General features: G+C 28.2%; 30 protein-coding genes, 1 tRNA gene and 2 pseudogenes. 5 read left to right on the forward strand and 28 right to left on the reverse strand.

Annotation, left to right across the window (positions count from 1 at the left end; all coding sequences use genetic code 11):
* Positions 1-189 precede the first annotated feature (189 nt).
* Positions 190-1,599 (forward strand): SagB/ThcOx family dehydrogenase, encoded by a 1,410-nt coding sequence (locus DZ65_RS0102815; protein ID WP_024791157.1) that lies wholly within the window; start codon positions 190-192, stop codon positions 1,597-1,599.
* On the opposite strand, the gene DZ65_RS0102820 is transcribed toward DZ65_RS0102815, so the two are convergent.
* From DZ65_RS0102820 to DZ65_RS0102855, 8 genes are all read right to left on the reverse strand, one after another.
* Entirely contained in the window at positions 1,586-2,479 is an 894-nt protein-coding gene (locus tag DZ65_RS0102820) for a hypothetical protein (RefSeq protein WP_024789380.1), read from the reverse strand. The two genes, DZ65_RS0102815 and DZ65_RS0102820, sit on opposite strands and share 14 nt — an antisense overlap.
* A 1-nt stretch (position 2,480) precedes the next feature.
* Positions 2,481-4,175: a mechanosensitive ion channel family protein gene (locus tag DZ65_RS10315; RefSeq protein WP_024791158.1), complete on the reverse strand. Its 1,695-nt coding sequence runs from the start codon at positions 4,173-4,175 to the stop codon at positions 2,481-2,483.
* A gap of 22 nt (positions 4,176-4,197) precedes the next feature.
* Positions 4,198-4,794: a MarC family protein gene (locus DZ65_RS0102830; protein WP_024791159.1), complete on the reverse strand. Its 597-nt coding sequence runs from the start codon at positions 4,792-4,794 to the stop codon at positions 4,198-4,200.
* A gap of 119 nt (positions 4,795-4,913) precedes the next feature.
* On the reverse strand, positions 4,914-6,497 hold the full coding sequence (locus tag DZ65_RS0102835; RefSeq protein ID WP_162147621.1) for an EAL domain-containing protein: 1,584 nt from the start codon (positions 6,495-6,497) through the stop codon (positions 4,914-4,916).
* Between the two features lie 166 nt (positions 6,498-6,663).
* Positions 6,664-6,894 (reverse strand): hypothetical protein, encoded by a 231-nt coding sequence (locus tag DZ65_RS0102840; protein ID WP_024791161.1) that lies wholly within the window; start codon positions 6,892-6,894, stop codon positions 6,664-6,666.
* A gap of 2 nt (positions 6,895-6,896) precedes the next feature.
* Positions 6,897-7,067 carry a hypothetical protein gene (locus DZ65_RS10695; RefSeq protein ID WP_156920211.1) on the reverse strand — a complete coding sequence of 57 codons (171 nt, stop codon included), beginning with the start codon at positions 7,065-7,067 and terminating at the stop codon, positions 6,897-6,899.
* Entirely contained in the window at positions 7,064-7,276 is a 213-nt protein-coding gene (locus DZ65_RS0102850) for a hypothetical protein (RefSeq protein WP_024791162.1), read from the reverse strand. Before DZ65_RS0102850 ends, DZ65_RS10695 begins: the two co-directional genes overlap by 4 nt.
* A complete protein-coding gene (locus DZ65_RS0102855; RefSeq protein ID WP_024791163.1) occupies positions 7,263-7,700 on the reverse strand; it encodes a type II toxin-antitoxin system HipA family toxin in 438 nt (145 codons plus the stop codon). The genes DZ65_RS0102850 and DZ65_RS0102855 overlap by 14 nt, the downstream gene beginning before the upstream one ends.
* Between DZ65_RS0102855 and DZ65_RS0102860 the strand changes: the two genes are divergently transcribed.
* From DZ65_RS0102860 to DZ65_RS09770, 3 genes and pseudogenes are all read left to right on the forward strand, one after another.
* Positions 7,693-7,953: a hypothetical protein gene (locus DZ65_RS0102860; RefSeq protein ID WP_024791164.1), complete on the forward strand. Its 261-nt coding sequence runs from the start codon at positions 7,693-7,695 to the stop codon at positions 7,951-7,953. The genes DZ65_RS0102855 and DZ65_RS0102860 overlap by 8 nt on opposite strands.
* Before the next feature lie 575 nt (positions 7,954-8,528).
* Positions 8,529-8,729 (forward strand): annotated as a pseudogene (tnpA, locus tag DZ65_RS0102870) (IS200/IS605 family transposase); the annotation flags it as partial.
* Positions 8,730-8,752: 23 nt separating this feature from the next.
* A complete protein-coding gene (locus DZ65_RS09770; protein WP_236617389.1) occupies positions 8,753-9,493 on the forward strand; it encodes a transposase in 741 nt (246 codons plus the stop codon).
* A 592-nt stretch (positions 9,494-10,085) separates the two neighbouring features.
* Here the strand turns inward: DZ65_RS09770 and DZ65_RS11275 are convergent.
* From DZ65_RS11275 to DZ65_RS0102920, 5 genes are all read right to left on the reverse strand, one after another.
* On the reverse strand, positions 10,086-10,211 hold the full coding sequence (locus DZ65_RS11275; RefSeq protein WP_255327417.1) for a hypothetical protein: 126 nt from the start codon (positions 10,209-10,211) through the stop codon (positions 10,086-10,088).
* Positions 10,212-10,266: 55 nt separating this feature from the next.
* Positions 10,267-10,731 carry a hypothetical protein gene (locus tag DZ65_RS0102900; protein ID WP_162147622.1) on the reverse strand — a complete coding sequence of 155 codons (465 nt, stop codon included), beginning with the start codon at positions 10,729-10,731 and terminating at the stop codon, positions 10,267-10,269.
* A gap of 152 nt (positions 10,732-10,883) precedes the next feature.
* On the reverse strand, positions 10,884-11,087 hold the full coding sequence (locus DZ65_RS11445) for a DUF488 family protein (protein ID WP_024791169.1): 204 nt from the start codon (positions 11,085-11,087) through the stop codon (positions 10,884-10,886).
* Positions 11,088-11,135: 48 nt separating this feature from the next.
* A complete protein-coding gene (locus tag DZ65_RS0102915; protein WP_024791170.1) occupies positions 11,136-11,423 on the reverse strand; it encodes a hypothetical protein in 288 nt (95 codons plus the stop codon).
* Positions 11,401-11,856 (reverse strand): hypothetical protein, encoded by a 456-nt coding sequence (locus DZ65_RS0102920; RefSeq protein WP_024791171.1) that lies wholly within the window; start codon positions 11,854-11,856, stop codon positions 11,401-11,403. Before DZ65_RS0102920 ends, DZ65_RS0102915 begins: the two co-directional genes overlap by 23 nt.
* Before the next feature lie 770 nt (positions 11,857-12,626).
* Here DZ65_RS0102920 and DZ65_RS0102925 point away from each other — a divergent pair.
* Positions 12,627-12,854, forward strand: a complete 228-nt coding sequence (locus DZ65_RS0102925) for a hypothetical protein (RefSeq protein ID WP_024791172.1) — start codon at positions 12,627-12,629, stop codon at positions 12,852-12,854.
* Between the two features lie 192 nt (positions 12,855-13,046).
* Here DZ65_RS0102925 and DZ65_RS0102935 read toward each other — a convergent pair whose 3' ends face one another.
* From DZ65_RS0102935 to DZ65_RS0103015, 15 genes and pseudogenes are all read right to left on the reverse strand, one after another.
* The gene (locus tag DZ65_RS0102935) at positions 13,047-13,346 is read right to left on the reverse strand and encodes a hypothetical protein (protein WP_024791174.1); all 300 of its coding nucleotides are present in this window, start codon (positions 13,344-13,346) and stop codon (positions 13,047-13,049) included.
* 197 nt (positions 13,347-13,543) lie between these two features.
* Positions 13,544-13,702 (reverse strand): hypothetical protein, encoded by a 159-nt coding sequence (locus tag DZ65_RS10700; protein ID WP_156920213.1) that lies wholly within the window; start codon positions 13,700-13,702, stop codon positions 13,544-13,546.
* Positions 13,703-13,957, reverse strand: coding sequence for a type II toxin-antitoxin system RelB/DinJ family antitoxin (locus DZ65_RS0102945; RefSeq protein ID WP_051433535.1), 255 nt, complete (start codon positions 13,955-13,957; stop codon positions 13,703-13,705). It abuts the gene before it with no gap.
* Positions 13,958-14,106: 149 nt separating this feature from the next.
* Positions 14,107-14,271, reverse strand: coding sequence for a hypothetical protein (locus DZ65_RS10705; protein WP_156920214.1), 165 nt, complete (start codon positions 14,269-14,271; stop codon positions 14,107-14,109).
* Positions 14,272-14,444: 173 nt separating this feature from the next.
* The gene (locus DZ65_RS0102960; RefSeq protein WP_156920215.1) at positions 14,445-14,651 is read right to left on the reverse strand and encodes a hypothetical protein; all 207 of its coding nucleotides are present in this window, start codon (positions 14,649-14,651) and stop codon (positions 14,445-14,447) included.
* A gap of 128 nt (positions 14,652-14,779) precedes the next feature.
* Positions 14,780-15,229, reverse strand: a pseudogene (locus tag DZ65_RS09775) (IS256 family transposase); the annotation flags it as partial.
* 202 nt (positions 15,230-15,431) lie between these two features.
* The gene (locus tag DZ65_RS0102970) at positions 15,432-16,613 is read right to left on the reverse strand and encodes a CHASE4 domain-containing protein (RefSeq protein WP_024791178.1); all 1,182 of its coding nucleotides are present in this window, start codon (positions 16,611-16,613) and stop codon (positions 15,432-15,434) included.
* Between the two features lie 136 nt (positions 16,614-16,749).
* Positions 16,750-16,840 (reverse strand) — tRNA-Ser (locus DZ65_RS0102975).
* Positions 16,841-16,922: 82 nt separating this feature from the next.
* On the reverse strand, positions 16,923-17,294 hold the full coding sequence (locus tag DZ65_RS0102980) for a NifB/NifX family molybdenum-iron cluster-binding protein (RefSeq protein ID WP_024787184.1): 372 nt from the start codon (positions 17,292-17,294) through the stop codon (positions 16,923-16,925).
* Entirely contained in the window at positions 17,291-17,668 is a 378-nt protein-coding gene (locus tag DZ65_RS0102985; RefSeq protein WP_024790711.1) for a NifB/NifX family molybdenum-iron cluster-binding protein, read from the reverse strand. The genes DZ65_RS0102980 and DZ65_RS0102985 overlap by 4 nt, the downstream gene beginning before the upstream one ends.
* Before the next feature lie 44 nt (positions 17,669-17,712).
* A complete protein-coding gene (locus DZ65_RS0102990; protein ID WP_024787186.1) occupies positions 17,713-18,303 on the reverse strand; it encodes a 6-carboxytetrahydropterin synthase in 591 nt (196 codons plus the stop codon).
* The gene (locus DZ65_RS0102995) at positions 18,303-19,010 is read right to left on the reverse strand and encodes a 7-carboxy-7-deazaguanine synthase QueE (protein WP_024789397.1); all 708 of its coding nucleotides are present in this window, start codon (positions 19,008-19,010) and stop codon (positions 18,303-18,305) included. The genes DZ65_RS0102990 and DZ65_RS0102995 overlap by 1 nt, the downstream gene beginning before the upstream one ends.
* The gene (locus DZ65_RS10960) at positions 18,985-19,962 is read right to left on the reverse strand and encodes a fumarylacetoacetate hydrolase family protein (protein WP_084021909.1); all 978 of its coding nucleotides are present in this window, start codon (positions 19,960-19,962) and stop codon (positions 18,985-18,987) included. The genes DZ65_RS0102995 and DZ65_RS10960 overlap by 26 nt, the downstream gene beginning before the upstream one ends.
* Positions 19,963-20,246: 284 nt before the next feature.
* On the reverse strand, positions 20,247-20,663 hold the full coding sequence (locus DZ65_RS0103010; RefSeq protein WP_024787191.1) for a secondary thiamine-phosphate synthase enzyme YjbQ: 417 nt from the start codon (positions 20,661-20,663) through the stop codon (positions 20,247-20,249).
* Entirely contained in the window at positions 20,653-21,693 is a 1,041-nt protein-coding gene (locus DZ65_RS0103015; protein WP_024789400.1) for a ribonucleotide-diphosphate reductase subunit beta, read from the reverse strand. Before DZ65_RS0103015 ends, DZ65_RS0103010 begins: the two co-directional genes overlap by 11 nt.
* Between the last annotated feature and the right edge of the window lie 41 nt (positions 21,694-21,734).

Consider the following 21,734-nt stretch of genomic DNA (forward strand, 5'->3'; position numbering starts at 1 on the left):
AAAATTTTGCGTTAAAAAAATTGCACCGAGTCCTTAGGGCCTGCGAAGCTGTTTGCAATTTTTAGCAAAATTTGAGCGTTGCATTAGCAAAATGAAGCTCGAAGCTGTCATATTTTTATCTTTGTAGTTATTTTTATGAATTTTTACTATTTAGTCATTGCCGATATTATATTAATAAAAAGGATTTTTATGAAATCAATTGAATATCATCAAACAACTCGCCACTATCCAAATAAATTTGCAAAAAGCCTTGGATACTTAGACTGGGCAAACCAGCCAAGCCCTTATAAAGAATATATAAATGCCAAAAAAATTCCATTACCTAATCCTGAAATAGAAAAATTAACTTATGAAAAACTGTATTTAAAAAACTCTTCTAAGGAAATAAATATTCAAAATTTAGCTGCTTTTTTAAGATATTCAGCTGCTATCAATGCTAAAAAAGTTTTAGGAATGAATGAGTGGTATGTAAGGGTTAATCCGTCAAGCGGAAATTTACACCCGGAAGAGACTTATATTATTTTAAAAAACGGAGTTTACCATTTTAATGTAAAAGAGTTTTGTTTAGAAAAAATTGCAAAAGGTGAAAATCTGGTTGAAAACGGCTTTGTTTTGATTTTTACTTCAATTCCGCTTAGAGAAAGCTGGAAATACGGAGAAAGAGCCCTGAGATACTGCCTGCTTGATACAGGACATTTAATAGCTTCAAGTAGATTTTCTTCAAACATGCTTGGATGGAAAATGGAATATATAAACGATATTGATGAAGAAAAACTAAGCAATCTAATTAATCTAAACAAAGCAAAATTTTATGAAAATGAGGATGAAATTTTTGAAGCGGGTTTTTATGTTTATCGTGATAAAAAACCAAAAATTAATTTTGAAAATTTTAAAAACTTAGAATTTCATTTAGAATATAAAAAACTTGCAAATGATTCAGTAAAATGGGATATTATTTTTGAAACTGCAAAAGAATTAAAAAGAAAAGAGCCTTTTAAAACTTTTCTAAAAGATGAAATTCCTAAATTTATATCATCTCCTTTTAACGCATATGAAATAATTGATAACAGAAGAAGTGCACTGGGATTTATTCCAAGCTACATTGAAAAAAAAGATTTTCTGGATATTTTAGATAAAACCCTGCCAAGAAATATACCTCCGTTTGATGTAAAAGTTACTCTAAACAGAGTTGATTTCATAATTTTTGTAAACAGGGTTGACGGAATTGAAGAAGGGATTTATTATTTTTCTAGAAAAGAAAATTCCCTTACCCAAATTCATAAAGGTGATTTCAGTGAGGCTAGTAAATTTGCGAACTGCATTCAGGATTTGGGAAAAGACTCAGCATTTACTATTAATATGGTATCGCAAAAACCCAAAAAAGAGTATGAATATAAACTGTTAAATTTTGAAGCGGGAATAATAGGAGAGGTTTTATATCTTGAAGCCGAAGCCAAAAATTTAAGAGGTTGTGGTATCGGATGCTTTTTTGACAATTTAATTACTGAAGAGATTTTAAATAATGTTAATTATTTGGCACTTTACGGATTCAGTGTAGGAAGCCCGAAAACTGATGGGAGGATAGTTAAGCTAAATTGAGCCTGTCCTCTTTTTTTTCCATTACATAATGAAAAATACTCAAAATTCCAAAAGCCGGTGCATAAAAATTTAAAACCGGAATAAAGTTTAAAATTACACTTAAAATACAAAAAGCCCAGATTTTCTTTTTATCAATTTCTTCTTTTCCAAAAAGCATAAAAACACTCTGTAGCAGTGATTCTTTAATCAAAACCGCCCAGAGAAAAACAATTATTAAAATATTTACAAAAGGAACAAACATCAAAGGATAAAAAATTATCATTCCAAATAAAAATATTAGAAAATCCCTTATGTTTATAAAAATAATTTTTAATAGATTAAATTCTTTTTTAGTATCAACCTGAGGATACTGCCCTTCTTTTATCTCTTCTAAAATTTTCACGCTGAAAATTAAAAAAATAAAATAAAAAGCCGCAATATAAAAAGAATAAAACATAAATGCCAAAAGTATATTCGAGACTGCCTCTTCAATGCTCTGATATGGAAAAATTCTGAGAAGATTTTTTACATAGCCTGAAATTGCAGAATGATAAACAAAAAAAACAAATGTCCAAAAAAAAGTTATGATACTTACAAGTGCAATTGAAGAAAATATATTTTTAAAAAATCTGCCGAATAAAGAATAAATGATTCCCAAACTTGCCAAAATAATTTGTATCCACACAATCATTATAATAAACTGGCTTCCTGCGTTTTGTAAAAATTTAAAAGGCATAATGGAAATCAGGAAATTTGTTAATATTAATCCCCTGTTCCAAAACCACAAAGCCATAATAATCCAAAAAGCCGCCAAAACACTGCCTAAAACAATAGATAATTTTTGCATTTTTGTATTTTTTAAATCCTTAAATGCTTCACTTATTGAATAAAGAAATTCCATATCAATCCTTTTTTATTTTAATTTCAAACGGTACTGTGTCTTTTATATGCAAATCCTGCTGAGGAAAAGGAATTGTAATTCCAGCTTCATTTAATGCATTATAAACTACTTTTAAAAATTTGCTTCTTGTTCTTCTTGGCATCATAGCATATTCACCTCTTACCCAGACAAACAGTTCAAAATTTAAGCTGCTATCTGCCATTTCTATAAAAACAACCAACGGTTTATATTGCTCTTTTCTTAAAAAAGGGAGAGACGATTTATCTATAGCTTCAAGAACTATTTTTTCAACTTTTTCTATATTGCTCCCGTAAGCCACTCCAAAAGGAATTCTAAATCTAACAATTTCATCTCCAAGTGTCCAGTTTATAACCTTGTTTTGTATAAAATCCTGATTGGGAATAATTAAATCAATGTTGTCATTTGTTCTTATTACAGTCGAGCGCATTGAAATGTCTATAACTTTTCCTCTTGTATTTTCATCAATCTCAATATAATCATCCACTTTTATCGTTTTTTCAAACATTAATATAATTCCGCTTACAAAATTACTTACTATATTTTGAAGCCCAAAACCGATACCAACTGAAAGTGCTCCGGCAATTATTGCAAGGGAGCTTAAATCGAGTCCGGCTATTTTAAGGGAAAAAATAAAAGAAAGAAAAATAATTGTGTAATATCCTATATTTGCAAGCAGCGTTGCGCTTGAATAAGAAATTTCATATTTCTTTCTAAGTGAATAAATCAGTTTTTTATAATATTTGCCGATAAACCAGCCTATAAATAAAATAAAAATAACTAATACTAAATCAAGAGGCGTTATAAAATTGTTTCCTATTTTGAAAAGGGGATATTTAATTAAAGAAATAAATTTTTCTAACGTATGTTCCAACTCTTTTTTTGAATTATAAATGATAGCTTTTGTCCCAAATCTGAATGTTTCAAAATCATTTATTATTTCTCCTAATTCATTTAAATCAAGTTTATTGGCATAATAATCTATACTTTGGGCTGTTTTAAAGGCAGTTTTATCTTTATTTTTTAATTCATCAAGAAACAATATTAAATAATTTTTTAAAAGATTTTTATATATGTTTTTTTGTTTTTGAATATTTATGTTTATAAGATTTTGTATGTTTTCAATATTTTTTTCGTTATTTAAAATCTGCCATTTTTGAAGATTTATTTTTAATTTTTCAAGCTCTTTTTGTTTGTCATTCAACAGCTTATTCCAGTAATCAATATTATTTTGGGCCAAAACAGAATTAAATTTAATATCAAAAAGTTTTTGATAAACCTCTTTTTCAATATTTTGAAAATTTTTATCTAAATAATCATATTTTTTATTGTATATATCTAAAAGCTTTTGATAATACAATGTCTGAAGTTTGGAAGTTATATCGTTATCTGATGAAAGAATATCAATTTTTTTATTAGTTTCTTTTATAATGGAAGGCAGATTATTATATTCTTTTTTTAAATCAGTTAATTTAAAAAATAGTGATAAATATTCATTTTGATTTGAAATATTTAAATCGATAGCAGGATTATTATAATTCAATTCTTTTATTTTTTTAACTAAAGCTAAATCTAAAGTATAATCAGGTGAATTTTTATTTATTTGTTTAATAAGCCCGTTTAAATCACCGCCAAACAGATTAATAAAAAATAAAAATAAAATAAAAATAAATCTCATTATTTTTCCCTTCGAATTAAATTTAAGATATTAGCCATAACGCCTTTACGCCTCCTATCAAAAACAAAAATGAAATAGCGCCTATTATAAGTCCCATAATCCTTGTAACTATTTTAATTCCGTTAACACCTAAAAATTTCGAAATAAAAGAAGCATTTTTTAAAGTAATATAAACAATCAATGCAGATAAAACAATGGCTGTAAACAAAACACCTTTATCAATCAGCTTTTTACTTTTTTCACTTAAAACAATAATAGTGGTAATTACCCCGGGGCCGAACAAAACGGGAATTGCAAGCGGAATTATCGCTATATTTTCTTTTTCCTGAGCCGCTTCATGCTCATCTTTTGTGGTATTTGTAGGAGAAATTTCTTTACCCTGAATCATATTTAAAGCAATAATCAAGAGTACCACCCCGCCTATTGCTTTAATAGAAGGCAGATTAATACCGAATATTTTAAGAACCCATCCGCCTGCAATCATTGTAATAATAGAAGCAATTAATACGGTAAAAGAAATATCTGAATATTTAACAAGAGATATCATAACCGCCGCAGCGGCGATTGGATTTAAAATAGTTATCAAAGAAATAGTATCAAAAAGGATAGCTTTTAGCATTAACGGCCTTTTTGATAATTATACAAAAAAAAGAAGAATTAGTAGATAATTTTAGCTACCACTCTTCTGTTTTTTGCTCTTCCCTTAGGTGTGGCATTTTTCCTTAAAAAAAGGAAAAATCACATATTCTTTTTTAAATATTCAACCGCTTCTTCAAAAGGCATAGGTTTTGCAAAATAATATCCCTGGATATAATCTACACCCAATTCTTTTAAAATATCCAGCTGCTCTTTTGTTTCAACGCCTTCCGCAATTGTTTTTACATTTAACATTTTTGCAAATAAAATAATGGTAGAAACAACTATTTTAATTCTTTCTTCAAATATTCTGTCTACAAAACTTTTATCAATTTTCAATACATCAAAATCTATACTCACACTTTGTTTCAAATTGGAATAAGCAACCCCAAAATCATCTATTTCAAATTTAACCCCAACCTCTTTTAATTTTTTAACAAAATTTTGAGTTAACTTGGTATCTTCAATAGATTCCCTCTCTGTTATTTCTAAAGAGAAATTTTTAAAGTTTAATTCGTTTGATATTACTTTGTTTTTAAAAAATTCTAAAAAATCACTTTCCATATCAAGTTTTGAAACATTAATAGAAACTCCTATATCAGGATTTGCAGTTTTAAATATTTTTAAATGTTTAACTACATTTTCTACTACAATTTTTGTAATCTCCGGAATAATTTGAAGCTCGGTTGCTATATTCATCAGTTTTTCCATATTAACAAATTTTCCGTTGTCTTTTAGCCTTGAAAGTGCTTCGAACTGAACTATTTCATATGATTTTATATCAACTATAGGCTGAAAATATACTTCAAACAGTTTTTCCCTGATGGCTTTAAACAATAATTCTTTTAAATGAACCCTGTACTGAACTTCCTCACTCATCCATAATTCATAAATTACAAATTTATTAACAACATTTTTTGCAAAAACATATGCATAAATCAAACCTTCAAGCGCTTTTTCCTTTTTAATATTTTTTGAATCAACCAAACTGCCGTTTATTTCCAAAAAAACTTTCTGTCCGTTAACTTCAATACCTTCATTTGAAAAAATATTATAGATTTTGTTTGTTATATTTTTAATGGTTTCTATATTCCATATATTGGCTTTTAAAAACAGTAAAAACCTGTCATCATACATTCTGTAAACTTCATCAATCTTTTTAATATGTTTTTTTAGCTCAATACCTATTTGTTTTAACAATTTATTACCAAACTCAAAACCGAAATTTGCATTAATTGAAGTAAAATCTTTTATATTAATCATACATAAAGTATATTCACCTTCGTATTCATTAAAATCTTTTTTAAATTTGTTTAAGTTTCCTAAATTTGTTATTTCATCATAAAAAGTCAAATATTTAAGTTTACTAATATATTTATTTTTTTCATAAGCCATCATTATTGACGTTCTGATTGATAAAATAATATTAACAATTTCCTCTGTGTAAAAATCAGTAAATTCAGAATATAAATTAATTGTCAAATCATCAATCAGTCTAACAGAAATTGAAGAATAAAATCCGTTTTTTATTTGGTTGTCTTTCCATGGGGCAACCTTTTCATTTGTACAAGTATTAGGATTTATTCCTAAGATATTTCCGTTATATAGTGCTTCTCCGGTAGGACCCTTTGACAATACACCGTTATTTATCTCGATGATTAAATTATTTGCAGCCGTTTTTATCAACACCGACATAAAATTTATGATAAAAGATAAAATCTATATTTTCCGGAGTTGTCACTATCCCTCTTTCAATTGAATAATAATCAAGCGTATTATCAATGTCCCACTTGGTTTCTAAATGGTTTTTTTCATTTTCGTCAAGTTTTTTAATTTTTTACTCCTTTGTGTTTTAATTTAATTCAAAATTCCCGTTTTTTTCAAGTATAACAGGAATTCCGTTGTTATCAACAGTTATTGCTTTGAATCCATCGACTATCAAAAGATACGCTCTTTCTTTTCTTGTTTCATTCCAAATAAAGATAATTAGCTTATAAGCCGTAAAAAGAGTGATAAACAATAACGCCATAAACAAAAATGCCCCAAGTATTGCACTGATTGCCATTTCTATATTATTATTCATTTTTAACCTTTATAAACTACCAACTTTGGAGTTTTCCATTTGCACGAATAGCATATATCAAACGCCTTTTTATGCAAAATCTGAGAACACTCTGCCTGAATATCATAATTTGGCAGATACTTGCTTGTGAATGCAAATAACAAAAACGGAATTAAAAGTAATAATTTTTTCATTGTTTTACCTCCATCGGCACAAAATCGTTTACTTCTAAACAAGCATTTATACATCTTTTATCATTAACTATATAAGAGATTAGATTTACAAATTCTTTATTAATTCCTAATTTTACTGCTCTTTTTTTAAACTCTAAAAATTTATTTCCTATTTCCTCAACAATTGAATTAACTTCCTTTTCAGAAATACCTATTTTAGCACACTTCATATAAATCTTTCAGTTCAATATCATCTGTTTTACCGTTTATTGTCATTTGATGATGTTTTGTATAACCCGTTCCAAATGCGTATGTAATATCATACGCAGGGGATAGACGCCAATTTCCATTTTTATCCATCATAAAGGAAAAATTTTTTGCGTGGTCGTCTTGATTTCTTCCTATAATATTAAAAACCATTCTTTTAAACAATTCTTTTATTTGAGAATAATCCTGTGTCAAATAATCGGTTAAATTCAATACGCTTAAATAACTGTAATGAGCCGGTATCCTGAAATCCAGATGTTCCATTGTAGCAATGGTATGAAGATGTAATTTTTCATTATTTTCTTTTCTGTCAAATCTTTTAACAGCGTAATGGATTAACCCGTTTTTATCATAAATCAAATCTATTTCAGGAACGTCTATGCCCACTTCAAAAGAGAAAGAATATTTTATTGCTTTATGGGACAATTTAACTAAAAATCAAAAAATAGCTTTAAAAATAATTCTTTTAAGCGGTGGAGAAAATATTTATTCTGATGAATATGTTCCTGAAATGATAAAAGCCCCTTCTTTGCAAACAGCTATTAAAAATTTAATTAAAAAAGATATTACAGAAAAAAATATATATTATTTTCAAGACCCGTTTTTTGAGTTTTGGTTAAAGAAGAATATATTTTTATGATTATTTAAATAAGTTAAAATCATTCTAGTGATGGTATACTGAGAGGGAGAGGGGAACTCCCTCTTGGTATCTTACTATCACAATTATATCACAAATTTTTTTTCCTTAAAACTACTTTTTTATTATTTCTCGTGTTTTGGTTTGTGTTTGGTCTGTATGAGTTACCCAATAAGCAAATATTAAAGCTCCTGTTGCAAATAAAGCCCAAAATATATAAATACTCATATTTTATTTTCGTGGCGTGGTTTGTGTTTACTTGTTTGAATTACTGAATATATTGCTAATATTGCTAATATCACTCCAAAAGTAGTCCAGATTATATGTCCCATTTGCTTTTCCTTTCCAAGTATATACCTGATAGTATTAAAATTAATCCTAATATTGCATCTACCCAGTTGATTATTTGGATATTTGATAGACTTATTCCATAACCTGCATTTACAAAAAAAACGCCGTAAAGCCCTTGCCTTTAGGCATAGGGATATAAGGCGATAAAAGAGTTGATAGGAAATTTAATTTCCTTGAAACTCTTTTATTAATTTGTATTATATTAAATAATTTGATATAATACAAATATGAAATGCGTAGATAAATATAAATCAAATAGAAATATTGTTTATTCCTGCAAATATCACATTGTTTGGTGCCCTAAATACAGGAGAAAAATATTAGTTGGAGAAGTAGAAAAAAGATTAAAAGAAATAATACAAGAAGTAGCTAAAGAGTGTGATGTAGAAATAATAGAAATGGAAACTGATAAAGACCACATTCATATTCATATAAAATAGATAACAATATTATCTGGCTTAACGGCTATAAGTTTAAATTCTGGTTAAGCAGAGAAATAGACGGAAAAATAAAAACTGTAACCGTTAAGCGAGATAATATCGGGGATTATTGGATTTGTATTGCAATAGAAAAGGAATATAAAAAAATCAGTGCCACATCGGGTAAAATCGTGGGCATTGATTTTGGATTGAAAACTTTTCTAACTTTATCAGATGGAACACAAATCCAAGCTCCAAGATATTATCTCCAAACCTTAAAAGAACTTCAAAAACTTCAAAAACAGCATTCTAAAAAGAAAAAATCATCTAACAATAGAGAGTTTGCAAGAAAAAAACTTGCAAAACTACATAAAAAAGTCGCAAATTCAAGAAGAGATTTTTTTCATAAATTAGCAAACAAATTAGCAAAAGAATATGAATATATAGCAATAGAAGATTTAAATTTAAAAGCAATGCAAAAGTTATGGGGTAAAAAAATTATTGATTATGCTTTTAGCGAATTTGTAAATATTCTCTCTTATAAAGTAAATGTTATAAAAATAGACAGATATTATCCTTCGAGTAAAACCTGTTCTAACTGCGGATATGTAAAAGAGGATTTAAACTTAAAAGAGAGAGTTTGGATATGTCCTGTATGTAAGACAAAACACGATAGAGACATAAACGCAAGTATAAATATTTGCAAGGTTGGGGCATCAACCTTTGGCATAGATGGTGTAAGACCTATTATTAAACAGGCTACCATCGCTTAAAGCCAGAATCCCCCGCCTTTAGGCGTGGGGAGTATGTCAAAAAAAATCCAAGTCCAATATTTTTAAAAATTTCTCCTCGTGTTTCTATATCATACCACATTTTTTTGATTATTTTCATATTATGACCTCTTCTCTTGCTTGTTTTTAATATTTTGTATTTTAATCGTGGTAGGTTATAGAGTGGTTGTTCCACTACCGCAAGTGGCGGTAGGGTGGGGATATGCGGTTAGATTACCGCAAGGTGTAGAAAATGAGATTAATTATTATTCTCATTTTGGTAGCGGTGGTGGCGACACCGCTCTACTAAAAAGTGCGGGTTTTCTCCCGTGCCATCTCCTACACAATTATATCACAAATTTTTTTCTTCCTTAATATTGCTTTTTAATTATTTCTCGTGTTTTGGTTTATGTTTAACATCGCTATTAAAAATTATTATTATTCCGATTAGTGTTATTAATCCTCCAATTATTCCCAATAATATTCCATTCATTGTAAATCCTCCAATTTGTCAGTTTCTATTTTTAATTTCCAAGTTAAATATAAAACTATAACTATTATAGCAAAAAATACCAAAAAACTACTAATCATTTTTTCAAAAAAACAATTTATCAAATGCATTAAAAATAAAAGCTATCATACCAAATAATGCAGTTAAAACAATTCCCCAAGCTAATCGGTAATTTGATACTTTTTCTTTTTGTTTATCTAATTGGCTCATATTATCCTCTCTTCTTTTGCTTGTTTTAAATATTTTGTATTTTAATCGTGGTAGGTTACCATCGGCTAATCCGGCAAGGGTGGCGGGTAGGGAGTTGGGATAGCCCAACTGAAAGGTAGCCGATGGATAGGATAGTTATAGTCCTATTGATAGTGACTCTTGCCCTGTATCTTACTATCACAATTATATCACAAATTTTTTTATTACTCACTTTTTTATTTTCCATCTTTTTTTTATTTTCTCTGTCAATAAAGGTTAAAATTTCTTTTAAAATAAAATCTTTTAATTTATTAAACGTAGGAGCTTCTCCTTTTATTAACCCTTCTAATTTTTCATCTTCTTTTTCCTGTTGTTTATATTTCAAAATGGTTGTTATATAATCGTCTGTATAGGTAATATAATATTTTCTGACATTATAAAGGAACTCTTTTGGAGTTAGGATTTTTTCTTTTAACATATAAGCAATATCATAAAAATCCCTTATTTTAGTTACCTTCTTTTGTAAAAATATTATATGCAATATCCCTGTCTCTTAATATATAGGCTTCATTTAATTTCTCTTTTTCGGATATATTCTCAAATAAGTTTTTTTCAGGCAAAAATTTTTTATATTTTTTTATAAGCTTTTCTTCAAGTTCTTCTTGAGATATTAATTTATCCGGATAAATATGATTAATACTTAATTTGTTTCTTAAAAATCTTGAAATTGTTTTTCTTTAAGAAAAAAAATAAAATTTGCTTATCAAACCAATCAACATATTTTGAATAAGGCATACTCCTAACATCAATAACTACATCAATATTATATTTTTTTAGTAAATTAGTAAAATTATCTAATGTGTGAATAGAATGTCCTATTGTAAAAATTGTTTTCATTTTTTTTTACTTTTGTGTTTAATTCAAAACAGGGGCAGCCTACCCCTCTTACCATCTGCTTATCATATTCCTGTCTATTGAACCGACCTGTCTGCTTACAGAACTGATATTTGAATTGACGCTTGCCAAATCGGCTGAGATGACTTTTTGGAGTTTTAGTATATCTCCTCTTATTGTTCCTGTACTATCGCCTAAAAGTTCTGCTATATGAACAATATTATTGCCTAACGCTTCATAAAGCTCATCGCCGTTTTTGTCTATATATTTTTTCAATTCCTCAACAGCTTTGTCTATTTTGTCAAGTTTTTCTTCGTCAATATCTAAATTCTCTTTCATCTATTTTTTTCATGATGAGATTAAAGGCATTGTCAAGGGCCTGCAATATTTTCATCTGTTTTTCTCTTTGTTCCTTGTTTTCTTCCATATCCATTTCAGCTTTTTCTTTAACGATTTCCATTTTATTTTTAACGACATCTACCGCTTTGCCTATCGTTTCAGTTAAAACGCTTTTAATCATAGTGTTTATATCCTGGGATATGAAAGACTGCATTTCCATTCTTAATCTTTCTTTTTCTTCTGATAGGGCGTTATACATTTTTTCCCTGTTTTCGTAAAGATGTTTGCTTAATTTTTCGTCTAATTTTTCTTTTTTGTCTATCACCTCTTCGACTATTTGGGCTAATTTTTCTTCGCTGCATTGTATCATAGCGTCTCCTTTTTTTCTAATTATATAATTTTTTTTTTGTCTAAAAATTATAATTCTTCTCATTAGCTTTCCTTTTTTCTATTAACTCGTTAAATTGAATTCTCTTTTGTGTTAGTTTAGCAAATAATTTTTTAATTATACAACCTGCTTTGATTTTTAAATTGTAAAAATCATCTTCAAGCTCTTTAATCCTTTGCTCGTATTCTTCTATTATTTTTTTGTATTCTTCAGTTCCCGACGCCGCTTTTTTAAGCTCCTCGTTTTCGGTTTTTACGTTTGCGTCTTATCTCTTCCCAATACAACTATTCTTAAAGATAAATTTTATCTTTCTCTAGATATAAAACAATCTATTATTCCTAAATATACTTTATTAGAAGAATTAAAATATCATAAAAAATCAAATTTAATAAATAAAGAAGTAAGGCCAATAGGTAATCAAAATATAGGTATTATAAAAAAAATTTTGTATCCTAATGTAAATTATTTTAAACAAAAAGGTAAAAAAATACAAATCCAGCAAGAACCTATTGTAGGAATAATATTTAAAAAGAATAATAACAATATAATATATTCTTACCTTGCAAGTCATTTAAAATTTTACTATTCGCCTAAAGATATAAATAATTCCAAATGTTGAAAGAAAGAGTTTTATTGAAAATGCCATAAAAAAGAGTAATATTGCTTATTTAAATATTCAGCCTTATCAAAAACAATTTTATAGATTTTATCCTGTAAAATTTATAGGTTTTAAAAAGGTAGATTATATAACAAATTTATTAGTTAAAACGAATGAAGATATTATAACTATTTATCCTAAAAGGATACCTACTATTTTGAAAAAAGAAAAAAATATAATAAAAACTATTATTCTAATTGATGGAACGATTAATACTTCTAAAACCACATACATAAAAAATCTTTTTAAAGGAGTAAAATCAATTTATGAAAAAACAAATGTAGAATTCAAATTAATAAATAAAAAAGATTATTCCATTGAAGAATTTAATTCTCAAAATATTGTAAATAAGGTTTTACAATATAAAAATGATAATGTTTGGTGATTACAATCGGATCAGAAAAAAATTTAGATTATTATGAAGACATGAAAAGAAAATTATTTAAATATGGATTTATTACTCAAAATATAATATATGAACATTTAATTACTTCCAAAAATTATGAAATAAATAATTTACTTTTGCAAATTTTAGTTAAATATGGGATGATACTATTAAATTAGTTCGCAAATACTATTAAATTAGTTTTCTTGCAGTGTTATAAGAAACTCCGCTTAATTTTGCCACCTGATAAGCGTTTACCGGTTTGCCTTGTAATCTTAAAAGATTAACAGCGTTTTGAATCTTCTCTTTTGTCTTTGTAGTCTTAACAGCTCTTGCCTTTTCCGGATTTCTTAACCTGTTAATAACTTTTGAATTTATTAACAGCATATTAATTGCGTTAACAATCTCAACATCGCTTATTTTGCCCGTTATTACTGCGTCAATCAGTCTGTTAGGCAACGTAAATTCTATGTTTTCAAGCTTTAATCTCATTTCAATCCTTTCATTTTATATTATAGTTTAACTATTTAATGTATATTATATAATAACTATAGCTAAAAATCAAGTATAAAGACTGCATACACTTAAAAAACAATAAAAAATCGTTAAAAAAATAACGAAAAAACGGCAAAAGATGATAAAAAATAATCAAAAATTGATTAATTTAGCTTAAATGCTTATTTATATTGTTATAGTTTATATAAAAAATAATAAAGTATAAATATAACAACTATAATATAACTTGCTTGTAGTTTTTCAACAATTTGTTTTAAAGTTTCAAAATCTTCTTTTGAATATTTACCACTTTTCTTTACTTTTTCAATATCTTTTTTAAAAATTTTTAACATTTAAATACCTAAATCGTCAAATAATTCTTTAGTAGTTTCATAGGTTTGAATATTTTTATTATTTTCAATGTTGTTAATTCTTTTCTCTAATTCTTTACTTGGAACTTTTAAATCAAATGGAATACCTTTCTCCATAGCAACTTTTGCTAAAAAGATATTTACAGCGTCCCCAAAAGATAATCCTAATTTTTTAAATACTTCTTTTGCTTCATCGTAAAATTCTTTTTCAACTCTTATACTGGTTTGCATTCTCATAGCAATCCTTTTTTTTATTCATTATACACCAATTGGAGTATAAAATCAAGTTTATATAGATTTGAATTGTGTTAAGTTTTAATAGAGATTTTTTATGAAAAAAATTGCAATTAATAATAATTTATTAAGTTGACTATAAGAATTACAATTTAAAAAAACTTATCCACTAAATCTTTTTTCTTTTCAAGATAATTAAGCCCTGCAACACCAATTAAAAGCAATGAGCTTACCTTAAAATTGCCCTCTATTCCATAATAAACAGCTGGAACTATAAAGCAAAAAAGAATGTAGATATATTTAAGTTTTTCTATCATTTTTATTTCTCGTGTTTTGGATTGTGTTTAGTATCCGGTTTTACTAATAAAGCAAATATAAGACCTGCTAATAAAAATGCTCCAACTCCTAAATAAGTCATTAATACGCTATTCATCGCTTGCTCCTTTATTTATTAAATTATATCACTTATTGTCAATTAATTATTATTATCCTAAAAGTTACTTTTAAAGTAAATTTTAGCTTTAATAACTTTACCAAATTTAGCTGTTATAATAGAAAAGGCTGTTTCAATACCTTTTCTTATTTTTCTTTTAATAAAATATTCTTTATCTTTTTTCATATTGTTTCTAAAAACAGGATTTATGATTTTATCAGTATTTAAACTTCTGTTGAGCTCATCTTCTAACTTCTTCTCCATAATCTTCCACAAACTGTCTAAAAAAGATGAAAGATTAAACTTTTTATAATTCTTTTTATATTTCAAATAAATTTATTTAAAAAGGATAAAAATCCTTCAACAGTATTGGTAGTGTAGTACTTAGAACCAACATATTTCATTGAATATCTAATTTGATGAATAATACACCTTTGTACTATAGTTTGAGGAAAAACAGAGTTTATTGCTTCACTAAACCCTTTTAATCCGTCAACAGAAGCTATTAAAATATCTTTTACTCCTCTGTTTTTAAGCTCTGTTACAATGTTTAACCAAAATTTTATTTTAAACACCATAGCATCCATATATACTATTGGATATATGTTATCTATTATTCTTGAAATTAAGCTATCACTCATTTCTACATCATACATCTCTTTTACCTGTTTTTCTATATCTCTTAAACTCATCCCTCTCGCATACATTGCTATTATCTTATCATCTATCCCACTGATAGTCCTTTGGCCTTTTTTTACTATTTGAGGCTCAAATTCACTCTTTCTGTCTCTTGGAATATTTAACCTAATCTCTCCACTGTCACTACGAACTGTTTTTGAGCTTTTTCTAATTTATATATTTGTTACATATATATTCGATTATTTCTTTTTCATTTTTTGCTTTAATTAAAAATTTATTTATATCTCCTAAAGCAATATTTAGTCTTTTTGAAATTTCTTCGATGGTATAATCTTTCCAAAAACCAAAAATATCTTCGCATCTGTTTTTTTGATAAAAAGTATTTTTCTATATTTTTAGAAACATTTATAATTTCTTTATTAGTACATTTTTTTCTTTTAAAGTTATTTTTTCTCCGTTTAATCTTTTTTGATTTATTTTTCTGATTTTTTCTCTTATGCTTTCATTTTCTATATAATCCAACGGATTTATTTTATTAAAATCTTTTCTATCTATATTTAAAATATTTAATAAAATTTTATTGGCATAAAGCAGATTTTTTCTATAAATAGCCACACCAAAAGGTGCATATTCATCCAAAATTTTATATATTTCTTCATAGTTATAAAGTTTTTCATACATTTTTTCAAAAACAGAGGCAATTTTTTCAAATTCTTTTAAAAAATATTTATACTTTGTAACTTTTTCCAATTCTTTGATATCATCTAATCCTTTAACTAAAGTATTAAAGACAAAATCAATATCGTTAATTATCTTTTTAAGAAAAATCAATCCAAAAATAAATAATAAAATTAAAACTATTATCTCAGCTAAAAACATTTTTAAAAAATGTTTTTCAAAAATCAACAGTTTTTTACTGTAATCAATAGAAAGAGCCAAAATAATTTTATTATTTAGAGGATAATAAATTATTAAATTTTCATTTTTAATGTTATATAGTCTATTTTTATTTTTTATTACAATATTAACAACATTAAACCCGTTTTTTTCAAAAATTTTTTTACTTAATATTTCATAAACTACTAATTTACCGTATTTTTTAGTCTCATTGGTATTTGTAATATCTGTTATATAAACAAAATATATATTATTATTTATTAAATAAACACTAAATCCATTTTTTTTGTAGTTAAAAGGGGGCAGTTTTTTTAAAATTATCTCTTTATTGTTTTTTACAGCTCTGCCATAAACTAAATTTAAATTTTTATCTAAAAATATCATGCCATCAATTCCAAGATTTAATAATGTATCTCCTCCCCCGAAATTTGATTTGATAAACTCATTGTTTCTATTTTGTATAAAATTATATGCATCATCCCACTCAGCCCAGTCATTTGTTATTTTTTCCAGAAACTGTTTTTCTTTTTTTATAATAAAATCAACCTGGGATAATTTTTCCTGAACATAATCTTCAGTAAAATTATTAAACAAATTATGGTAAGAATATGAAAAAAACCCGACAATCAATAAAATGGAAATAAATACATAAAAAATATAATACTTTAGCAGCTTTCGGTAAATATTCATTACTAACCTTTTCACAAATTTTTTAAATATATTTTTATAATAATACCAAAACAAATATTCATTTATCCATCTTAATAAGATTATTAACAATAAAATGAGAAATATTAGTGACAGACACTTTTAGTATAAGAAAAAATGGCGGAGAGGGCGGGATTCGAACCCGCGGTACCCTAAACGGGTACAACGCCTTAGCAGGGCGCCGGTTTCAGCCACTCACCCACCTCTCCGTTTGTGGAGTAAAATTATACCAAAATTTTTATTTATTGCAAGAAATATAAAAAAGGATTTAATAAATTTTAAATCCTTTTATTAAAATCTGTGATGGGAACAGGATTTGTCCAAACTCATTTTTTCTGTTTTACCTTTTAAAAATCTGTTTACTGCCTCTTCTACCGTATTTGTAGAATCATCATAATATACATCTATTCCCTCATTTATAAATCCTTCAAGGGGTCTTGGGCCGATTCCCGCAACAATCAAGGCATCAGCTCCGAGATTTTTAATATTGCTAACGGCATTACCGCATGCCCCATCGCCATGGCCTGAATTTTGAGCAAAATCAACATCTTTTATTTCACCGTTTTCAATATCAACCATTACATAAAAAGGCGCTCTTCCGAAATGAGCCCCTCTTTTCGCCATTAATCCGTCAGGGGTATTTGTAGGAATTACTATTCTCATTTTAATTCTCCTTTTATATTTTCTAAAATTTCAGGTGCCCTCTCACCTGCGTTTTTTCTAACTTTTATTATTTTTATACCTTCAAGTTCCAACGCATCTTTCATATTCGGTCCGACCGCTCTTACAACAATATAATCACACCCGTCAACTTTTGATGCTTTTACATGTTTGTGATGATGGGCAACTTCATCTTCGCTGTGTTCCTCCTGATGCCCTTCTTCATGTTCGTGCTCTTCTTTTGCGTGAGTGTTTTCATTTAAAGAAAGTAATTTAAAATTATTTCCTTCATATTCAAATATTGCAAAATACGGTGCCCTGCCCGTTCTTGTTACAATTTCTAAATTTTCACCCTCTACCGGAACTGCTATTTTCATTATCATCCTTTTTTTATTTAAAATAACACAATTTTATTTATAAGTCAATTTTTAAGAGGCTTTGGATTAATAAAGTTCTCACCTTTAATAATTTTATCCCACATATAATAATCACTCCATTCCTTTTTTATCTGATCGCTGAAAATAATCTCTTTTAAATTAATTTCTCCCATATTTTCAATATTATACGCATCTTCCCTAAAACACCGGGCATATCCCGTATCCGTTTCGTGGACTATTACAGAATTAACTTTTATGTTTTTTTCATTGTTTCGAAACACAGTTAAACCTAAAACTCTATCAACCATTAAAAAGAATACCCTGCTAAACTGTTCGGCAGATGGATTTACGGGCAATATTATCCATCTTTCGCTAAATTTTTTAGCAAATTCAATATATTCGGAGTTATCATATTTCCATAATGTTATGGCATGGTCAAAACTGTCTATTAATTCTTTAATAGTAGTTTTCATAAGACCGAAATCATATACCATCCCTCCGTTATCCAAAAAATTTGATTCAAGCAAAATTTCCACTTTATAGCTGTGCCCGTGAATTGAGCGGCTGCAACGTCTGCTTGTACAGTTTCTTACAATATGTGCATTTTCAAATTTAAAAAGTTTTCTAATAATCATCAAACTCCCTTTTTTTTACCAAAAATTCTGATATGAAGCCTGTCGGAATAGCAAAAATTGTTTTTCAGACAAAATTCAAATACGCTTTTTGCATTATTTTCAAGCTTTTCTTTACTTTCTCCCATAGGCATACAGTAAATATCCAAATTTATTCCTTCGGTTATATCAAAAATTTCTTTCTTTAATTTTTCTAAATTGTTTTTATCCACAACAAATTTAAAAAAACTTTTTTTTGCGTTTTTTGCAATATTTTTTATAGCCTCTTTTTTTACTCTTTTATCATACATTTCCCCGCTGTTAGATAATTTAACACTCATAGCAAAAACAACATCTTTATATCTTGGATATTTTTCAAAATCTATATTAATAGTGGCATTTGTTTCAACGGTAATATTTCCTCCGTAATTTTCTACCAAAGGGTAAATCTGTTTATAATAAAGAATAGGCTCGCCGCCTGTAATCACCAAATCTTCATTTTTTTGTTTTAAAGAATTTATTCTGTTTATTATTTCGTCAATATCAATCTTTTTCCATTCTTTTTCGTATTTTTTATTAACGGCATAATAACTGTCACACCCCTTTTCACCAAATCCCGGACACTTAAGGTTGCATCCCCCTAGTCTTAAAAAGATACTTACTCTTCCGGCATATTTTCCCTCGCCCTGAATGGAGCGGAATATTTCAGATACAGGTAAATTCTTTTTCAATCAAAACCTTTTTGTTTTTTAAAATTCTTACTGTAAATTTATCTCCTTTTTCTACCCCTCCGACGCCTTTTGGCGTTCCGCTCATTATAATGTCTCCATCTGCAAGCCCAAAAATTTTATCAATATCTTTAACTAAAAAATCCGGCTTATAAATCATTAAAGAAACATCGCCTTTTTGGACTAATTTTCCATTTTTATAAACCTCTATTTCCAAATTTTCAGTTTCATCAATTTCAACGAAATCACTAAAAACTGCGGCATTTTTAAACGCTTTTGCCCTCTCCCATGGAAGTCCTTTTTGTTTAAGTCTGCTTTGAATTTCTCTAAGAGTTAAATCAAAACCAAAACCGACACCCACTATTTTTTTATTTTGAATTAAAAAAGAAATTTCCCCCTCATAATGTGTGTTAAGCTCTTTTATATGTTCAACATAATTTCTTCCGACACAATTATCCATTTCACAAAGTCTCGCATATCCTTTTCCAACCCTTGCAACCGGTTCAAATTCTCCTTCAAAATACATTTTTTTTATTTCAAGAAAAAAAGCGACATTTACCATTTCTTCTTTTTCAAAAGTTCCGTATAATGTGGTTAAAAATGCCCTTTTACATCCTTTTACAATCGGTGGAAAATCAGCATCAATTTTTTCAAGTTCTATTCCGAATTTTTCCGCTTCGTTTACCCCGTATGGCAATACTTCGCTTGTTTTATCCATCTTTTCGGTTAGTTCAACTGGCACTAAACATACTGTCGCTTTTTTTGTCTGTTTAATATTTACCAGAGTATCTTTTGGCTCATTTATATCATGTCTTTTTTTCTTTGCCACACTTACCATAACAATGGAAGGCTCCCCGCATACACCCATAAAATAACTAAACGGAGCCAAATTAACTAATCCGTTGTTTTCTGTTACTATCCAAGCAATCGGACGGGGGATTATATTATCCGACATTAATTTGTATTTTTTAATTTTTTCAATTTTAGAAAAATCTATTATCTCATTTTTTTTATTTTTAATTATGATGAAAATAACAAAAAATTTGAAAAAACATTATCCGCCATTAGTTTGGATTTAAATAAAAATGATAAAACCAAACTGATTAACCTCTTTTGCTTTAAAAGATGCAAAAAATTTATCAAAAAAATTAAAATTAAAATGTTATCCCACAGATATTAAAATAAATTCCAATCCTGTAAATGTCAAACCGATGTTCAAACCTATGTATAAGACTTTTTTTAAATGCCCCACACGGTAATTACAATTTTTCTAACACCCGGGCGGTTTCTGTGTTCATTTAAATAAATCCCCTGCCAAGTCCCAAGATTTAATTTTCCATTGGTTATCGGAATATTCAGACTTACCCCGAACATAGAAGATTTAAAATGGGCGGGCATATCATCCGCCCCTTCCAATGAATGGTTATAATTATATCCGTCAGGCACTAAAGAAGAAGAAATTTCTTCCATATCAATTCTGACCTCAGGGGAGACGTTTTCATTGATAGTAAGGGATGAGGAGGTATGCTTTAAAAACAGATTTATTATTCCGACATTTACATCGCTTATGTTTACTGAATTTAAAATTTTATCCGTAACAATAAAAAAACCCCGACTTGGGACTTTTATAGAAATTTCTTTTTGTCTAAAAATCATCGAAGCTTAAACTGCCTTTGGAATAGTTTACAACATTGCCTTCGAAAAAGTTGGTTTTTTGCTCATTAAAACTAGAAAAGCTGTCAAACCAGCTGATAGGATTTTTAAGTCCCGCTTCTGGAAATAAAAGCTCGATTCCCATGGCATTTGCCCTTTTATTTGCAAGATATTTGGTAAACCTGTCTGTTAATTCCCCGCTTGTTCCCAAAATCTGGTCTTGTGTAATATACCATCCCCAGTCTCTTTCAAGCTCATAAGCCGCATAAAGCATATCTTTTATATTTTTTATAACTTCAGGAGTAAAAAGCTTTGGAAATTCTTTTTTTATCTCTTTAAAAATATTTGCAAAAAGGGCTGTATGCGTCACCTCATCCCTTTGGATAAATCTTATCATCTGGGCACTTCCAATCATTTTACCTGCTCTTGCCAACACATAAAAAGCGGCAAATCCGTTATAAAAATAAATACCCTCTAAACACTGATTGGCCACAATCATATAAATCTTTGCCTCGTCATCGCCCGCGAGAGCTTTAGCTCCCCACTCTTCATATACATTGCCTATAAATTCGTTTTTCTTTCTAAGATTTTCATCTGTTCGCCACATCTCATATATTTCATCCGTATTAAGGGAAATACTGTCGACCATTACGGCATAACTCTGGGAATGAAGAGCCTCTTCATATGCCTGCCTGACCAGACACATATTAACCTCAGGTGCTGTAATCCAAGGGTTTACATGGTCGGGCGTATTGTTTGTCTGAATTGAATCCATAAAAATCAGTTGGGCCAATGCCTTATCGTACATATTTTTTTCCGCCGGCAGTAAATTTTTATACTGTCTTGCATCATCTGTTAAATCAACTTCCCTTGGAAACCATGTGTTTGCAAGCATCATCTCCCACAGATTATATGCCCAGGGATATGAGAGTTTATTAAGATTAATCATCCCTTCGGTACAACCGTTAATTATAGAGGTGGTTGAACCTCTGTGCATCGGACAGTTGTAATTAAACAACTTTTTTATTTGCATTTTTACTCCTTATATTCAATAGTTTTTTATATTTTTTCATT

The sequence above is a fragment of the Lebetimonas sp. JS032 genome, assembly GCF_000523315.1.
Classification (GTDB): Bacteria; Campylobacterota; Campylobacteria; order Campylobacterales; family Nautiliaceae; genus Lebetimonas.

Coding starts and splice junctions, on each gene's coding strand:
- DZ65_RS0102815 (WP_024791157.1), top strand. CDS start 190: ATGAAATCAATTGAATATCATCAAACAACTCGCCACTATCCAAATAAA.
- DZ65_RS0102820 (WP_024789380.1), bottom strand. CDS start 2,479: ATGGAATTTCTTTATTCAATAAGTGAAGCATTTAAGGATTTAAAAAAT.
- DZ65_RS10315 (WP_024791158.1), bottom strand. CDS start 4,175: ATGAGATTTATTTTTATTTTATTTTTATTTTTTATTAATCTGTTTGGC.
- DZ65_RS0102830 (WP_024791159.1), bottom strand. CDS start 4,794: ATGCTAAAAGCTATCCTTTTTGATACTATTTCTTTGATAACTATTTTA.
- DZ65_RS0102840 (WP_024791161.1), bottom strand. CDS start 6,894: ATGAATAATAATATAGAAATGGCAATCAGTGCAATACTTGGGGCATTT.
- DZ65_RS10695 (WP_156920211.1), bottom strand. CDS start 7,067: ATGAAAAAATTATTACTTTTAATTCCGTTTTTGTTATTTGCATTCACA.
- DZ65_RS0102850 (WP_024791162.1), bottom strand. CDS start 7,276: ATGAAGTGTGCTAAAATAGGTATTTCTGAAAAGGAAGTTAATTCAATT.
- DZ65_RS0102860 (WP_024791164.1), top strand. CDS start 7,693: ATGCCCACTTCAAAAGAGAAAGAATATTTTATTGCTTTATGGGACAAT.
- DZ65_RS11275 (WP_255327417.1), bottom strand. CDS start 10,211: ATGAGCCAATTAGATAAACAAAAAGAAAAAGTATCAAATTACCGATTA.
- DZ65_RS11445 (WP_024791169.1), bottom strand. CDS start 11,087: ATGAAAACAATTTTTACAATAGGACATTCTATTCACACATTAGATAAT.
- DZ65_RS0102915 (WP_024791170.1), bottom strand. CDS start 11,423: ATGAAAGAGAATTTAGATATTGACGAAGAAAAACTTGACAAAATAGAC.
- DZ65_RS0102920 (WP_024791171.1), bottom strand. CDS start 11,856: ATGAGAAGAATTATAATTTTTAGACAAAAAAAAAATTATATAATTAGA.
- DZ65_RS0102935 (WP_024791174.1), bottom strand. CDS start 13,346: ATGAGATTAAAGCTTGAAAACATAGAATTTACGTTGCCTAACAGACTG.
- DZ65_RS10700 (WP_156920213.1), bottom strand. CDS start 13,702: ATGTTAAAAATTTTTAAAAAAGATATTGAAAAAGTAAAGAAAAGTGGT.
- DZ65_RS0102945 (WP_051433535.1), bottom strand. CDS start 13,957: ATGAGAATGCAAACCAGTATAAGAGTTGAAAAAGAATTTTACGATGAA.
- DZ65_RS10705 (WP_156920214.1), bottom strand. CDS start 14,271: ATGATAGAAAAACTTAAATATATCTACATTCTTTTTTGCTTTATAGTT.
- DZ65_RS0102960 (WP_156920215.1), bottom strand. CDS start 14,651: ATGGAGAAGAAGTTAGAAGATGAGCTCAACAGAAGTTTAAATACTGAT.
- DZ65_RS0102970 (WP_024791178.1), bottom strand. CDS start 16,613: ATGAATATTTACCGAAAGCTGCTAAAGTATTATATTTTTTATGTATTT.
- DZ65_RS0102980 (WP_024787184.1), bottom strand. CDS start 17,294: ATGAGAATAGTAATTCCTACAAATACCCCTGACGGATTAATGGCGAAA.
- DZ65_RS0102985 (WP_024790711.1), bottom strand. CDS start 17,668: ATGAAAATAGCAGTTCCGGTAGAGGGTGAAAATTTAGAAATTGTAACA.
- DZ65_RS0102990 (WP_024787186.1), bottom strand. CDS start 18,303: ATGATTATTAGAAAACTTTTTAAATTTGAAAATGCACATATTGTAAGA.
- DZ65_RS10960 (WP_084021909.1), bottom strand. CDS start 19,962: ATGTCGGATAATATAATCCCCCGTCCGATTGCTTGGATAGTAACAGAA.
- DZ65_RS0103010 (WP_024787191.1), bottom strand. CDS start 20,663: ATGATTTTTAGACAAAAAGAAATTTCTATAAAAGTCCCAAGTCGGGGT.
- DZ65_RS0103015 (WP_024789400.1), bottom strand. CDS start 21,693: ATGCAAATAAAAAAGTTGTTTAATTACAACTGTCCGATGCACAGAGGT.